Source organism: Streptomyces sp. NPDC043680 (assembly GCF_056436685.1).
In genome coordinates, this window is record NZ_JBWKCE010000012.1 from 29628 (window position 1) to 43979 (window position 14352).

A 14352-nucleotide genomic window follows, 5' to 3' on the forward strand; every position below is an offset into this window, starting at 1 on the left:
CGGACGTCCGCGCATCAGCCGATTCGACCTCCCGGGCACGCTGTACGAAGGGGTGCGCGGAGCTGCTCCGGAGGAACGGTAGGGGAACCTGTGGCCGTGCAACAGGCCGCGGCGGCCTTTCACTTGGCGTGGTGCGGCCCGGCCGCCCGGGCCCGCGGACGCCCGGCCCGGCCGCAGGGTGCCCGGCTCCCGTACTCACCGCGGGTGGGGCTGCGGCGGGCCCGGATATGAGCATCCGTACTCAGGCCCGGTGGCAGGCCGTCCCGGCATCGTGAGCGCATGTTCATCCAGTCGAGTGATCCGCCGCGGCGCGCAGGGATAACCGCCGTCGGCAGCTTCCTGCCCGAAGAGGCCCGCTCCTCGGACGCGTTGCAGCGGGAGGTGGCCCGGCGCAGCGGTCTCGCTCTGCCGCCCAGGCTGCTGACGCAGGCCACCGGCATCCTGTCCCGGCGTGTCGCGGGGGAGGGCGTGTACGCGTCGACGCTCGCCGCCGGCGCCGGCCGCCGGGCGCTGGCCGCCGCCGGGCTCACCCCGCCGGACATCGACCTGCTGCTGTTCGCCTCGGCGTCGCGCGACATGGTCGAGCCCGCCACCGCGCACATCGTGCAGGCGGAGCTCGGGACCCGGGCGCACGCCCTGGACGTCACCAACGCGTGCAACAGCTTCGTCAACGGCATCGACGTCGCCCGCGCCATGATCCTGGCCGGACGGGCCCGCAGGGCGCTGGTGGTCACCGGGGAGACCCCGAGCCGGGCGGTGCAGTACGAGCCCGCCGACTTCGCTGAGCTGCGCAGCGGCTTCGCCGGGTACACCTTCGGGGACGCAGGGGCCGCGGTGGTCGTGGAGGCGGTGGAGCGCGGCGGGATCCTGGACGTGGACAGCGAGACGCACTCCGAGCACTGGGAGGTCGGGGGCATCCCGGGCGGTGGCTCGCGCCACCCGCGGGGGGACGCGTACACCTACTTCCGGGGCGACGGCCACGAACTGCGCGGTGTCTTCGAGAAGGTGGGCACCGCCGTCATCGACCGGACGCTGCACCGGACGGGCATGGACTGGGCGGACTTCGCCAAGGTGCTGGTGCACCAGGTGACGGTGCCCTACCTGGAGCGCTTCGCCGAACTGACCGGCGTACCGGCCGGGAAGCTGGTGGTGACGGTGCCCGAACTGGGGAACGTGGCCAGTGCGAGCATCGGCGTGCAGCTGGACCGGGTGTACGACGAGCTGTCGCCGGGCGAGCGGGTGCTGTGCGTCGGGCTCGGCGGCGGGATCAGCATCATGACGATGGTCTGGGAGAAGTCTTGAACGCACCGCTGTGGGTGGTCGTGCCCGCCCACCAGGAGGAGGCCCGGCTGCCGGCCACCCTGGAGGCCCTCGCCGCCCAGCACGACCGGGACTTCACCCTGCTGGTGGTGGACAACGCCTCCGCCGACCGCACCGGAGCCATCGCCCGGGAGTTCGCGCGGACCGCGCCGTTCCCGGTGGAGGTGATCGAGGAGCCGGAGAAGGGCGTCGGCTCGGCCGTGGACACCGGCTTCCGGTACGCGATCGGCCGGGGCGCGGCCCTGCTCGCGCGGACGGACGCCGACTGCCTGCCCCGCCCGGGCTGGGCGGGGGCGGCGCGAGCCGCCCTCACGGAGCGCCCCGGGCTGGTGTGCGGGCGGATCACCGCCCGGCGCGACGAGCACGGGCCGCTGGGCCGGGCCGGCTTCGCCGTGCTGGTCCGGCTCGCCGCACTGTTCGGCCGGCTGCGGCCCGAGCACGCCCGCCGCAACGGCTTCCGGGCGCCGTACCGGATGCACGCCGGGAACAACATGGCCATCACCGCCGAGCTCTACCTCGCCGTCGGCGGCATGCCGCGGCGCCCCTCGCCCACCGACCGGCTCTTCCTGAACGCCGTACGCCGCCACACCGACCGGATCACGCCGTGCCGCGCGATGGTCGTGGAGAACTCCACGCGCCGGCTGCGCGCCTACGGGCTCGCCGGCACCGCCCGCTGGTACCTCGACCAGGGCAGCGGAACCCAGGGAACGGACCCCCGCTGATGCTCGACCGACTCGACCACGCCCTGCGCGCCCGCCCCGAGCGGCCCGCCGTCCTCACCGCCACCCGCACCGGAGCCACCCGCGTGCGCGCCACCGGCGGCGAACTCGCCGACCTGGCCGACTCCTTCGCCGCCGCACTGCACGCGCGGGGGCTGCGCGCCGGGGACACCGTGGGGGTGGCCGTCCGGCCCGGGCCGCGTGCGCTCGCCGTGCTGCTCGCCCTGTGGCGGCTGGGGCTGCGGGGCGCGGTGCTCGACCCCGGCGCGGGCCCCGACGTGCTGCGGGCCCGGCTGGCGCTGGCCCGGCCCTCCCTCGTCCTCGCCGACGCCGCGGCCCAGGCGGTGGCCGGCTGGGCCCGGCCGCTGGCCCGGCGGGCCCGGCTCGCGCTGCCCGACCTGGCCTCCCTGGGCGGCCCGGTGGCCACCGTGGGGCCCCGGCTGCCGGGCTGCGCCCCCGCGCTGGACCTGGGCGCGCCGCGCTCCGGAGTCCCCGCTTTCGGGGACTCCGACGGGGACGCCGTGATCGTCTTCACCTCCGGGACCACCTCGCGGCCCCGGGCGGTGGTGCACACCCGGGCGAGCCTGGCCGCCGGGATGGAGTCGGTGTCCGCGCTGTTCGGCGGCGCGCAGGCCGCCGCCGGGGCGGACCGTCCGGTGCTCGGCGGCACCTTCTTCGTGCTCGTCCCCTCGCTCGCCTGCGGGGCCTGCGTCGCGCTCCCGGCCCGGTCCCCGGCGGTCCTGGCCCGGCAGCTGCGCCGGCTGCGGCCGCGCGACACCTATCTGACCCCGCCGCAGCTGAGGGACGCGCTGCGGGCGGGGGCGCGCTTCGGCGGCCGGGTGTGGACGGGGTCGGCCCCGGCCAGTGCCGAACTGCTGTCCCGGGTACGGGGCGCGGGCGCGGAGCAGGCGTGGGGGGTGTACGCGCTGACCGAGCTGTTCCCGGCCGCCGCCGTCGAGGCGCGGGAGAAGGTGGCGTACGAGGGGCCCGGCGACCTGGTGGGGGCGCCGCTGCCCGGCGTGAGCGCCGCGCCCGACGAGGACGGACAGCTGCTGCTCGCCGGGCCCGCGGCCCGGCACCGCTACCTGGGCGAGGACCCGGACCCGTGGGTGCGTACGGGTGACCGGGCCCGGCTCGACGGCGCCGGCCGGATCGTCCTGGAGGGGCGGAGCAAGGACATGGTGCTGCGCCGGGCGGAGAACATCTACCCGGGCCTGTACGAGCCGGCTCTGCAGGTACCGGGCGTGGAGCTGGCGGTGCTGGTCGGCGTCCCGGCCGGGCCCGGCGCCGAGACCGCGGGCGACGAGCGGCTCGTCGCCCTCGTACAGCCGCGCCGGGGCGTCGCCGAGGACACCCTGCGGGCGGCGCTGGCGGGGCCGTTGGCCCGTATGGGCTCCGCGCGTCCCGACTCCGTGCTGTTCGGGCAGGTCCCGCTGTCCGGGCGCTCCCGCAAACCGGACCGGGCGGCGGCCTCGGTGCTCGCGGCGGCCCGGCTGCGGGGGCGGCGGTGAGCGGCGGGCAGGCGCGGGCCCGGCGGCGGGACCGGCGGGTCTACCTGCGCAGCCACCCGCTGCTGTTCGCGCTGCTCGCCGCCACGCGCGGACGGCCGGTGCGGCGCCTCGGGCGGACGCTGCTGGTGCACGACGCCGCCGCCTACCGGGAGGCACTGACCCGGTTGCCGCTCGACCGGACGGCGGCCGGGACCACGGGCGGCGCGGCGCGGGCGGCCCTCGCCGAGGGCGTGCTGTTCGACCAGGAGGGCAGCGCGCACCGGGCGGGCCGGCGCGGGCTCGCCGATGCGCTGGGTGCGGCCGGGGTGGAGGAACTGCGGGCGGTCTGGCGCCCGTTGCTGGTACGGGGGCTCGCGCCGCTCGGCCACGGCGGCGAGGTGGATCTGGTGGAGCTCGCACGGGAGCTGGCCGGGTCGGTGGTGTGCGCCCTGCTGGGCTCCGACGCGGAGCCGGCGGCAGTCGCGCGGGCCGCCGCCGAGGCGGCGGCCGCGTCGGTGCGCAGCCACCTGCCCGGGCCGGCCCGGCCGGGTGCGCGGGCCGCGGCGGAGCGGACGGCGGGCGAACTGCGGAGCCTGCTCGGGGGCGGGAGCGACGCCCTGGCCGTGATGACGGCCGTCGCCGCCGTGAACACCACGGTCGCGGCGGTACCGAGGGCGGTGGCGTGGTGCGCCGATGCCGGTCTGTGGGAGCAGGCCGCGGATCCCGAGCTGGCGCCCCGGCTGGCCGAGGAGCTGCTGCGGGTCACGGCGGCCTCGCCGGTGCTGCCGCGGGTGGCGGCCGCGGGCGGGTCGGCGGGCGGCTGCCCGGTGCGGGGCGGTGACCGGCTGCTGCTGGTGGCCCGGCATGCCGCGGGGGCGCACCGGCGGGATCCGGACGCGCTCGACCCGGCGGACGCCCGCCACCTGGTGTTCGGTGCGGGGCCGCACACGTGCCCGGGGGCCCGGCTGGCGCGGGTCCAGCTGGCCGATGTGCTGGCGGCGCTGGCTCCGTACCGGCCAGTGGTCATCCGGGCCCGGGTGGACCGGCGGGCAGCGCTGCCGGGGTGGCGGACCCTGACCCTGCGGGGCACCCGGTGACCGGGAACCTGCCGTCGCCACCCGGCTCCGCCGTGGCCGCGCCGACCGCAGCGGAGCCGGGTGTCGCCGGGTCGGGCCGCCGCTGCGCGGAGCCACTCCCCGCCCCGCCCTTCCACCGTTCCCCGGAGCCCTGCCCCGGACCCCCCACGGGTGCGGCCCCGCCCACCACGGAGCCGGCCGCGGCCGCCCGCGGGGCGCGCTGCCGCTGCGCGGACCGGGCCGGGCTCGGTACGGGTGCGGTCGAGGCCGCGGGCGAAGCGGGCCCGGCCCCGGCCGGGACCGCCGGGAGCCCGGATGCGGACCGGTCCGAACCCCCTGCACGTGCGGCCGAGACCGCAGGCGAAGCCGCAGTCTCCCCCGGGGCGCGGAGCCGCTGCGCGGGCCGGGCCGGGCCCCCTGCGTCGCGTGCGGCCGAGGCTGCACGCGGAGCGAAGTCGGCTGCGGCCGGGAGGCCGGAGGCGGACCGGGCCGGGCCCGGTGTGGGTGCGGTCGGGCCTTTCGGGGGGCCGGTCGCGAGCGGCGGGGTCCGGCCGCTGGACGGGGTGACGGTCGGGGTGAGCGGGGCCGGCGGATTCTGCGGGGGGCATGTGGCGCGGGCCGCCTCGGCGCTCGGGGCGCGGGTGGTGGCGCTGGGGCGTCGGCCCGGCACCGTCGGAGAGTTCCGGTACTGGGATGCGGCCCGCGCGGAGCCGGACCTCGCCGAGGTCGACCTCGTCGTGCACTGCGCGGCCGCGGTCGGCGACCCCGCGCCCGGATCCCCGGCGGAGGCGCAGATGTACGCGGTCAACGTCGACGGCACGCGGCGGCTGCTGCGGGCCGCGGGCGGCCGGCCCGTGGTGTGGGTGAGCAGCGCCAGCGTCTACGACCCGCGCCCCGACCGGTCGCTGGTCCGCGAGGACCACCCGCGCTCCGGCCAGCTGAACGCGTACGGCCGTTCCAAGGCGGCCGGCGAGGCCCTCGCCCTGGCCGCCGGGGCGGTGGTGCTGCGGCCGCGCGCCGTCTACGGGCCGGGCGACACCACGCTGCTGCCGCGGCTGCTGTCGCGAGTCCGGGCCGGGACGCTGCTGCTGCCGGGGCCGGATGTGCCGCTCAGCCTCACCGCGGTGGAGAACCTGGCCGACGCCGCCCTCGCGGCGGCGGACTGGACGCCGGGCGCGTACAACGTGGCCGACGCCGAGCCGTACGCGCGGGACGCCGCCGTACGCCGGGTGCTGCGCGCGCACGGCGTCTCGGCCCGGATCCGGCACCTCCCGCTCGGGGTGGCCCGTACGGCCGCCCGTGTGGCGGAAGCCTGCGCGCGGGGCGGCGCCGAACCGGCCCTGAGCCGCTACGCGGTGGACCAGCTGGCCCACCCGGTGGTGCTGGACCTGAGCCGGGCCCGCGGCCAGGGCTGGAGCCCGGGCCGCACCCTGGACGACTACCTGGCGCGCCTGTAGCCGTGTGCTGTTCCATGCCGGCCGGGCCGGGCGCCCGGCGCCCGGCCCGGCACGGCAGGCCCCCCCCGGGACCGGTCGGCGGGGCTCGGTCCCCCCGCGCCTCAGCCGCGCCGACCGGCGATCACACCCCCGTCGTACGGGACCTCAGGCCCCGGACTGCGCCATCGTGCGGCGCAGGCTCAGTGGACGCATGTCCGTCCAGATCCGGCCGATGTGGTCCAGGCATTCCTGCCGCGAGCCGGTCGTGCCCTCCGCGTACCAGCCCCCCGGCAGCTCGCGGTCCGCCCGCCAGACGGAGTACTGCTCCTCGTCGTTGTGCACGACCCGGTAGCCGGTCTCGTCGGTGTCACTCATCGCTTCGGTCCTCCCGCAGTCATTCGGTCAGCGAGGCCAAGCGTGTCGTGGAGCCCGGTCCGTCCATAGGGCCAAACGCGCAGAAGGACCGGCGGTCGGTGCTGCCACTCCTTCCCTGGTGGCCCGGTCGCGCCCGGCGGCAGGGTGTACCGCAGCCAGGGTGGCGTCCGGGAGGTACCGACAGGTGCCGGGCGTCCGACGCCGCCGGCCATGCCACCCCCTCAGGCTCAGGCCGGAAGGAGCTCCGCCATGTCGGACACCCCAGAGAACGTGCACCTGCCCACCGGCGGGTGGCGGTTGTGGGAGCACTTCGCGCTCCGCGGACCCGGCTTCCCCGCCGAGGGGGTTTTGCGCATGGCGCCGCCGGGGCTGGCCCTGGCCGCCGACAAGTTCGGGCCGGGCGATGCGCTCGCGGGCCCCGAATGGGAGGACTTCACCGCGGCGTTCGACACCGGCGCCGTGCGCACCGCCGAGCTGCTCCAGGACATCGCCGCCTCGCCCCGCTTCCGGGCGGCCGTGGCGTGGCAGAACCCGGCGGTCCTGCGGACGGGCATCGCGCCGTTCCTGAACTGGACGCCGACCGCCGCCGGCCGCACCAGCATGCCCCGCCAGCGCGAGGAGCTCGTCGCCCACTACTGGCAGCGCTTCTGCGTCAAGAACGACACCATCGGCTTCTTCGGCCCCGTCGGCTGGGGCCGCTGGAACCTCGCCACGCAGGGCGTCGAAATCGACCCCGGCACCGGTCTCCTGGCCGACTCCAGGGTGTATTTCGCCAGTTGGGCCATCGACGCGCTGGCGAAGTCGCTGAACGCGGACCCCGCGATGCGGGCCTGGATCCCGCCGCGCCGGGTGTCCTTCGTACGGGCCGAAGGCGCAGCGGTGCACCTGCCGGGCCGGCCGCCGCAGCCCATCGGTGAGGCCGCCCGGGCCGTCCTGGACCTGTGCGACGGGACCCGGCCGGTGGGCGTGATCGCCGAGGCGCTCGGCATCCCCGTGGCGGAGGCCACCGGGGCCGTGGAGTGGCTGCTGGCCAAGCGGTGGGTGCACTGGCGGCTGGAGGTGCCCACGAGCACCTACCCGGAGCGGGAGCTGCGGGCCATCCTGGAGCGCGTCGGCGACCCGGCGCTGCGCGAGCCGGCCCTGGCGAAGCTGGCGGTACTGGAGCGCGGCCGGGACGCCGTGCAGGCCGCGGGCCTGGACGCCGAGGCGCTGACCGCTGCGATCGCCGCCCTGGAGGGGGACTTCGCCGCGCTGACCGCCACCGACGCCCAGCGGTCCAAGGGCGAGCGGACCGCGCCCTGCCGCGGGCTGGTGTACTCCGACTGCCGCCGGGCGGCCACCGCGACCCTCGGCACCGCCCTGCTGGACGAGCTGACCCCGCTGGCCCAGTGCCTGACGGCGGCGCGCTGGATGACCAACCGGTTCGCCGAGAAGGTCGTCGAACGCCTCCGCGAGGTGTACGAGCGGCTGCGCCCGGCCGGCCGGGTGGACCTGGGGTCGATGTGGCTGGGCTCGCTGCCCTCCCCGTACGCGCAGGCGGGCGCGGATCTCGACGCGGTCCAGGCGGAGTTGCGGGCCAAGTGGGCCCGGATCCTCGCCGCTCCCGAGGGTGCGCGGCGGGTCCGGGTGTCGTCGGCGGACATCGCCGAGCGGGTGCGGGCCGAGTTCGAGGAGCCGGGGGCCGGCTGGTCGCTGGCCCGGTACTTCAGCCCGGACGTGCTGCTGCTGGCCGAGGACGCGGACGCGGTGGCGCGCGGGGACTTCGAGATGGTCCTGGGTGAGATGCACAGCGCGCTGAACACGATGGGCGCCTCGCTCTTCGTGCACCAGCACCCCGACCGCGAGGAGCTGATCGCGGAGACCACCCGCGACTTCCCCGGGCCGCGGCTGCTGCCGATGCTGCCGAAGGAGCTGCCGCTGAAGTGGTCGACCCGCAGCAGGCCTTCGCTGGACCGGCCCGAGGACTACTTCGTCTCGCTGGTCGACGACACCGGCGACCCGCACCGGCCGCGCACCGTGCTGTGCGCCGACGTCACGGTGGAGGACCGGGACGGCCGCCTGACGGCGGTGCTGCCCGACGGGGCGGCCTTCGACCTGCTCGACGTGTACGCCAACACCCTGACGCAGCGGGTCATGGACCGCTTCACGCTGCGCCCCGAGGGCGACCACACCCCGCGGATCAGCATCGACAAGATGGTCGTGGCCCGCGAGACCTGGGCCTTCGCCGCGTCCGACCTCGCCTTCGCGGAGGAGAAGTCCGAGGCGAAGCGGTACGTGCGGGCCCGGCACTGGCAGCAGGAGCACGAGCTGCCGCGGTTCGTGTTCGTGGTCTCGCCCACCGAACCACGGCCCTTCTACGTGGACTTCGACAGCCCGGTGTACCTGACGATCCTCGCCAAGGCCGCCCGCCGGCTGGCCCGCAAGGACCCCGGCGCCAAGCTGAAGGTCAGCGAGATGCTGCCGACGCCCGAGCAGGCCTGGCTGACCGACGACCAGGGCGCGGCCTACACCTCGGAGCTGCGCTTCGTCGCCGTCGACCAGAGCGCCGTGCAGCGGGAAGCGGAGGGCGGGCGCTGATGCGTACCTTCGTCGACGACATCGCCGCGCACGCCGCCGCCGAACCGGACCGGATCGCGGTCACCACCCCGACGGGCGACTGGACGTACGGGCAGCTCACCGCCCGGATCGACGCACTGGCGGCGGTACTGCGGGCGCGGGGCGCCCGACCGGAGACGGTGTGCGCGGTGGCGGTGGAGCGGGGCGTGGACGCCGTCGTCGCCCCGGCCGCTGTGGTGCGCTCCGGCGCCGCCTTCCTGGGCCTGGACCCGGAGCAGCCGCCCGCCCGGCTGGCCGCCCTGGTACGCAGCGGGGGCGCCGACATGCTGCTGACCACCTCGGCCCTGGCCGGGCGGCTGGACCTGCCGGTTCCGGGACCGCCGGTGCTGCTGGACCGGCCCGGGACGGCGGCGGGCCCGGCCCACGGGCGCCCCGGACCGCCGGACGGGCGCTGCCTGGCCTACGTCAGCCACACCTCGGGGAGCACCGGGGAGCCCAGCGCCGTGCTGGTCGAACACCGCAGTCTGGACTCGTACCTGCGGTTCGTGGTGCGCGACTACGGCCTGGGCCCGGGGACCGTGGCCCTCCAGGTGGCGCCGCTCGGCTACGACGCCTCCCTGCGGGACACCTTCGCCCCGCTGCTGGCGGGCGGACGGCTGGTGGTGGTGCCGCGTTCGGCGCTGCTGCGGCCCGAGGAGTTCGGCGCGGCGGTGCGCGAGCACGGGGTGAGCGCGCTGCTGAGCGTGACCCCGTCGTTCCTGTCCTTCCTGGCCGGGCAGCCGGACGGGCAGCGCCTGCTGGCCGGGGTGCGGCTGGTGGTCTCCAGCGGGGAGTCGCTGCGGCCGTTCCTGGCCGCGGGGGGCCGGCCCCTGGTGCGGGGCCGGCTGGTCAACCAGTACGGCCCGACCGAGTGCACGATGACCTCCACCCGCCATGTCGTGCCGACCGACCCGGACACGCGGGCGGACACCGTGGGCACCCCGATCGACGGCGTGGTCGTACGGCTGCTCGACGAGGGGCTGGCAGCGGTGCCGGACGGGGCCGCCGGGGAGGTGTGCATCGGCGGGGTGGGCGTGGCCCGCGGCTACCGGGGGCAGCCCTCGCGAACCGCGGAGCGGTTCGTCCCCGACCCGTACGGGCCTCCCGGCTCCCGGATGTACCGGACCGGAGACCGGGCGAGCCTGGGCCCCGACGGGCTGGAGTACCTCGGCCGCGGCGACCGGCAGGTCAAGATCCGCGGCTACCGCGTCGACCCGGCCGAGGTCGAGGGCGCCCTGCTGGCCCACCCGGGGGTCACGGGGGCGGTCGTCACCTCCGACACCGACGGGCTGGGACGGGTGTTCCTCGTCGCCCATGTCACCGGAGACCTGGCGCAGACCACCGACGCGGCGCTGCGCGCCCACCTGGCCACCACCTTGCCCCCGCATCTGATGCCGCGCCGGTTCGCCCGCCTGGCACAGCTGCCCACGACCCGCGGCGGGAAGGCCGACCGCCGCGCCCTCTCGCAGTCCGGAGGCCGCTCATGACCACCGCCTTCACCACCACCCCCGTCACCACTACCTCCGCCACCGCCGCCGCCCCCGGCAGCGCCGGCACCGCGCCCCGTACGGCGGGCGCCCCGCTGGGCCGCGCGGACGCGGAGGCCGCCGCCGTGCGGATCGCCGGCCACGTCCGGCGGACCCCGCTGTTGCCGGGCCTGTCCCACCCCGGGCGGCGGCGGGACGGCTGGGGCCTGCTCCTGAAGGCCGAACACCTCCAGTACGGGGGCTCGTTCAAACTCCGCGGGGCCTCGAACGCGGTCCTCGCGCTCGGTGCCCGCCGGATCGTCACCGGTTCCTCGGGCAACCACGGCATCGCGCTGGCCCGGCTCGCCGCGTCGCTCGGCGCCGAGGTGACCGTGGTGCTGGCGGCCGGGGCCCACCCCGCCAAGATCGCCCTGATCCGGGCGCTGGGCGCACGCACCGTACGGGTGTCGGGCGGCGTCGCCGAACGGGAGGACCGGGCGCGGGCGCTGGCCGAGGAGACCGGCGCGGTCCTCGTGCCCTCCTCCGACCACGAACTGGTCGTCGCCGGACAGGGCACGGTCGGCCTGGAGATCCTCGCCGAGGCACCCGACACCGAGACCGTCTACGTCCCGACCGGTGGGGGCGGGCTGCTGGCCGGGGTCTGCCTCGCCGCGTACGGCCACCCGGTCCGGGTGGTGGGGGTGGAGCCCGCGTGCACGCCCCGCTACGCCCGTTCGCTGGCCGCAGGACGGGCCGTACGGCTGGCGCCCAGCGACACCGTCGCCGACGGGCTGCGCGGGCAGCAGCCGGGGGCGGTGCCCTACCCGGTGATCCGCGACCGGGTCGACGACCTGATCACCGTCTCCGACGCCGAGATCCTCGCCGCCGCGGCGTTCCTGCGCCGGCGCGGCGTGGAGGCCGAGCCCAGCGGCGCGGTCGCCCTGGCCGGGGCCATGCGGGTGGGCCGCGGCAACGGCCGCTCCGTCGCGATCGTCTCCGGAGGCAACACGACGGCGGCCCTGGCGGCGTCCGTCACGGCGGCCGCGCCCGCGCTCGCCACGCCCCTGCCCGCCGCACCGCCGGCGCCGGCGGCCCCGGCCCACCCGTGTCTTCCGTCGCTCACCGCTGTCGTGTCCCGTACGTCCCTCGCGGCCGGCACGCCCGTCGCCGCCGCACGTCCCTTCCTGGAGGAGATCTCATGACCACGACGACCGAGAACCTGATCGCGCAGCCCACCGGCCCCGCCCTGACCGAGCTGGTCACCGGCATCTACCGGGAGACCCTGGGCGTGGCCGAACTCGACGAGCACAGCGACTTCTACGAATGGGGCGGCGACTCGCTGACCGCGTTCCGGATCACCGCACGGCTGGAGGAGGCCCTCGGTGTGGAGGTCCCCGTCGCCCTCGTCTTCGCCTACCCCTCGCCCGCCGACCTCGCCGAGGTCGTCGATGCCGACTTCGTCCAGGCATGAGGGGCAGGCCATGACCGAAACGTACCTGCCCGGCGGCCGCTGGCGGCTGTGGGACCAGTTCGCGCTGCGCGGGGCCGGCTTCCCGGCCCGGGGCGTGCTGCGGCTGGCCCCGGCGGGACTGGCCTCGGCCGCCGACAAGTTCCGCCCCGACACCGGAGGCCCGCCCGACGCCGGGGGCGGGCCCGGGGCGGTGCTGTCCGGCGAGCAGTGGGAGGAGTTCGCCGGCCTGTTCGCCGATGCCCAGGTGGAGACCGCGCACGTCCTCCAGGACATCGCCCGGGCGCCCGCCTTCCGGGAGGCGGTGGCCTGGCAGAACCGGCCGGTGCTCGGCTCCGGCATCGCGCCGTTCCTGAACTGGACGCCGACCGCCGCCGGCCGCACCAGCATGCCCCGCCAGCGCGAGGAGCTCGTCGCCCACTACTGGCAGCGCTTCTGCGTCAAGAACGACACCATCGGCTTCTTCGGCCCCGTCGGCTGGGGCCGCTGGGACCTGGCCACGCAGGGCGTCGAGGTCGACCCGGGCAGCGGTCTGGTCGCCGACTCACGGGTGTACTTCGCCAGTTGGGCGATCGACGCCCTCGCCGCGGTGCTCGACACCGATCCGGCGCTGCGGGAGTGGGTGGCGCCGCGCCGGGTGCCCTTCGTCCGCCAGGCCGGGATGGAGGTGACGGTGCCGGGCCGCCCGCTGCAGTCCCCCGGGGAGCCGGCGCGGGCCGTGCTCGCGCTGTGCGACGGCGTACGGCCGGCCCGGGAGATCCGGGCCGCGCTGCCGGGGGTGGACGTGCCGGCCGTCCTGGCCGACCTGGTGGCGCGCCGCTGGGTGGTCTGGAAGCTGGAAGTGCCGGCCGGTGCCCGCCCGGAACGGTACCTGCGGGCCTGGCTGGACCGGGTTGGGGACGCGGAGCTGCGCCGGTCCGGGCTCGCCGCCCTCGACACCCTGGAGCGGGGGCGCGAGCGGGTCCGGGCCGCCGAGGGGCCCGAGGAGCTGGTGGCCGCGTTGACCGGCCTGGAGGAGGAGTTCACCGCACTGACCGAGACGGCCGCCGTCCGCGAGAAGGCGGCCGGTACGGCCCCGTGCCGGGCCCTGGTCTACTCCGACTGCCGGCGCGCGGCGACGGCCACGTTGGGCCGGACCGTGCACGAGGCGCTCGCCCCGCTCGACCCGCTGCTGACCAGCGCGGGCTGGCTCACCGCGCGGCTCGCCGATGCGGTGATGGGACGGGCGAAGGAGGTGTACGCACGGCTGGCCGGGCAGGGCCCGGTCGACCTGGCTGCGTTCTGGTTCGCCTGCATGCCGATCCTGCACGGCGCCGCCCGCTCGGAGTCGGCCGAGCTCCAGCGGGAGTTCCGCAGGCGGTGGGGGGTGATCCTGGCCCCGCCGCCGGACAGCCGCCGGGTGAGGCTGACGCTGGACGCGGTCGCGGGACCGGTGGCCGAGCAGTTCGGCGGGCCGGGCGGCGGCTGGACGGCCGCGCGCTATCTCAGCCCCGACATCATGCTCGCGGCCGGTGGGGAACGCGCCGTCGCACGCGGCGACTTCGAGCTGGTCCTCGGTGAGCTGCACGTGGCGGCCAACACCCTGGGCGCCTCGCTCTTCGTCCATCAGCATCCGGCCCCGGAGGAGCTCGCCGCGCTCACCGACCGCGACCATCCGGGGCCCCGCCTGATGCCGCTGCTGCCCAAGGAGCACCGCTCCCGGCTCTCGGCCCGGATCCGGCACTCCCTGGTCCGCCCGCAGGACTACCACGTCGCCCTCGTCGACTTCACCGCCGACCCGGGCCGCCCCCGTACCGTGCTCAGCGCGGACGTGGCCGTGACCGAGCGGGCGGACGGCGAGCTGGCGGTGGTCCTGCCCGACGGGGCCGAGTTCCCTGCGGTGGACGTGTTCTCGCACGTCCTGACCACCCTGGCGATGGACCTGTTCCAGATCCTGCCCGAGGAGGCCGAGCACTCCCCCCGGGTCACCGTGGACCGGCTGGTGGTGGCCCGCGAGACCTGGCGCCCGGCCCCGGCGGGCCTGGACTTCGCCGACGAGAAGGACGAGGCGCGCCGGTTCGTACGGGCCCGGCAGTGGCGGGAGCGGCACGGGATGCCGCGGTTCCTCTTCGTGGTCCTGCCCACCGAGACCCGGCCGTTCTACGTGGACTTCGACAGTCCCGTGTACGTGAACATCCTCGCCAAGGCGGTCCGCCGGATGGCCCGCAGGGAACCGGAGGGACGGGCCGTCTTCACCGAGATGCTGCCGAGCCCCGAACAGGCCTGGCTGACCGACGACCAAGGGGAGCTGTACACCTCCGAGCTGCGCTTCGTGGCGGTGGACGAGGGCTGAGCGCACGAAGGGAACAGTGACGCACAACGGCGGCGCGCACGGCCGGATCCCGGCCGGGCGGGGCCGCCGTTGCGC

Annotated in this window: 11 protein-coding genes; 10 read left to right on the forward strand and 1 reads right to left on the reverse strand. The window is 76.9% G+C overall.

Annotation, left to right across the window (positions count from 1 at the left end; translation table 11 throughout):
- Positions 1-279 precede the first annotated feature (279 nt).
- From AC0666_RS23070 to AC0666_RS23090, 5 genes are all read left to right on the forward strand, one after another.
- The gene (locus tag AC0666_RS23070; protein WP_478708202.1) at positions 280-1302 is read left to right on the forward strand and encodes a 3-oxoacyl-ACP synthase III family protein; all 1023 of its coding nucleotides are present in this window, start codon (positions 280-282) and stop codon (positions 1300-1302) included.
- Positions 1299-2042 (forward strand): glycosyltransferase, encoded by a 744-nt coding sequence (locus AC0666_RS23075; protein ID WP_468585416.1) that lies wholly within the window; start codon positions 1299-1301, stop codon positions 2040-2042. The genes AC0666_RS23070 and AC0666_RS23075 overlap by 4 nt, the downstream gene beginning before the upstream one ends.
- Positions 2042-3550, forward strand: a complete 1509-nt coding sequence (locus AC0666_RS23080) for a class I adenylate-forming enzyme family protein (protein WP_478708203.1) — start codon at positions 2042-2044, stop codon at positions 3548-3550. Before AC0666_RS23075 ends, AC0666_RS23080 begins: the two co-directional genes overlap by 1 nt.
- Positions 3547-4626, forward strand: a complete 1080-nt coding sequence (locus AC0666_RS23085; protein ID WP_468971645.1) for a cytochrome P450 — start codon at positions 3547-3549, stop codon at positions 4624-4626. Before AC0666_RS23080 ends, AC0666_RS23085 begins: the two co-directional genes overlap by 4 nt.
- A gap of 542 nt (positions 4627-5168) precedes the next feature.
- The gene (locus AC0666_RS23090) at positions 5169-6062 is read left to right on the forward strand and encodes an NAD-dependent epimerase/dehydratase family protein (protein WP_478708204.1); all 894 of its coding nucleotides are present in this window, start codon (positions 5169-5171) and stop codon (positions 6060-6062) included.
- Between the two features lie 144 nt (positions 6063-6206).
- Here AC0666_RS23090 and AC0666_RS23095 read toward each other — a convergent pair whose 3' ends face one another.
- Positions 6207-6416, reverse strand: a complete 210-nt coding sequence (locus AC0666_RS23095) for an MbtH family protein (RefSeq protein ID WP_361712834.1) — start codon at positions 6414-6416, stop codon at positions 6207-6209.
- 249 nt (positions 6417-6665) lie between these two features.
- Here AC0666_RS23095 and AC0666_RS23100 point away from each other — a divergent pair, with 249 nt between their 5' ends.
- Genes AC0666_RS23100 through AC0666_RS23120 form a run of 5 tightly spaced genes read left to right on the forward strand, consistent with a single transcriptional unit; the run spans position 6666 to position 14277 of the window.
- The gene (locus AC0666_RS23100; RefSeq protein WP_478708205.1) at positions 6666-8993 is read left to right on the forward strand and encodes a lantibiotic dehydratase; all 2328 of its coding nucleotides are present in this window, start codon (positions 6666-6668) and stop codon (positions 8991-8993) included.
- Positions 8993-10498, forward strand: a complete 1506-nt coding sequence (locus AC0666_RS23105) for an amino acid adenylation domain-containing protein (RefSeq protein ID WP_478708206.1) — start codon at positions 8993-8995, stop codon at positions 10496-10498. The genes AC0666_RS23100 and AC0666_RS23105 overlap by 1 nt, the downstream gene beginning before the upstream one ends.
- Positions 10495-11679 carry a threonine ammonia-lyase gene (locus AC0666_RS23110; protein WP_478708207.1) on the forward strand — a complete coding sequence of 395 codons (1185 nt, stop codon included), beginning with the start codon at positions 10495-10497 and terminating at the stop codon, positions 11677-11679. Before AC0666_RS23105 ends, AC0666_RS23110 begins: the two co-directional genes overlap by 4 nt.
- Positions 11676-11948 (forward strand): acyl carrier protein, encoded by a 273-nt coding sequence (locus AC0666_RS23115; protein ID WP_468585408.1) that lies wholly within the window; start codon positions 11676-11678, stop codon positions 11946-11948. The genes AC0666_RS23110 and AC0666_RS23115 overlap by 4 nt, the downstream gene beginning before the upstream one ends.
- A gap of 10 nt (positions 11949-11958) precedes the next feature.
- Positions 11959-14277 carry a lantibiotic dehydratase gene (locus AC0666_RS23120; RefSeq protein ID WP_478708208.1) on the forward strand — a complete coding sequence of 773 codons (2319 nt, stop codon included), beginning with the start codon at positions 11959-11961 and terminating at the stop codon, positions 14275-14277.
- Positions 14278-14352 lie beyond the last annotated feature (75 nt).

Coding starts and splice junctions, on each gene's coding strand:
- AC0666_RS23105 (WP_478708206.1), top strand. CDS start 8,993: ATGCGTACCTTCGTCGACGACATCGCCGCGCACGCCGCCGCCGAACCG.
- AC0666_RS23095 (WP_361712834.1), bottom strand. CDS start 6,416: ATGAGTGACACCGACGAGACCGGCTACCGGGTCGTGCACAACGACGAG.
- AC0666_RS23070 (WP_478708202.1), top strand. CDS start 280: ATGTTCATCCAGTCGAGTGATCCGCCGCGGCGCGCAGGGATAACCGCC.
- AC0666_RS23100 (WP_478708205.1), top strand. CDS start 6,666: ATGTCGGACACCCCAGAGAACGTGCACCTGCCCACCGGCGGGTGGCGG.
- AC0666_RS23110 (WP_478708207.1), top strand. CDS start 10,495: ATGACCACCGCCTTCACCACCACCCCCGTCACCACTACCTCCGCCACC.
- AC0666_RS23080 (WP_478708203.1), top strand. CDS start 2,042: ATGCTCGACCGACTCGACCACGCCCTGCGCGCCCGCCCCGAGCGGCCC.
- AC0666_RS23115 (WP_468585408.1), top strand. CDS start 11,676: ATGACCACGACGACCGAGAACCTGATCGCGCAGCCCACCGGCCCCGCC.
- AC0666_RS23120 (WP_478708208.1), top strand. CDS start 11,959: ATGACCGAAACGTACCTGCCCGGCGGCCGCTGGCGGCTGTGGGACCAG.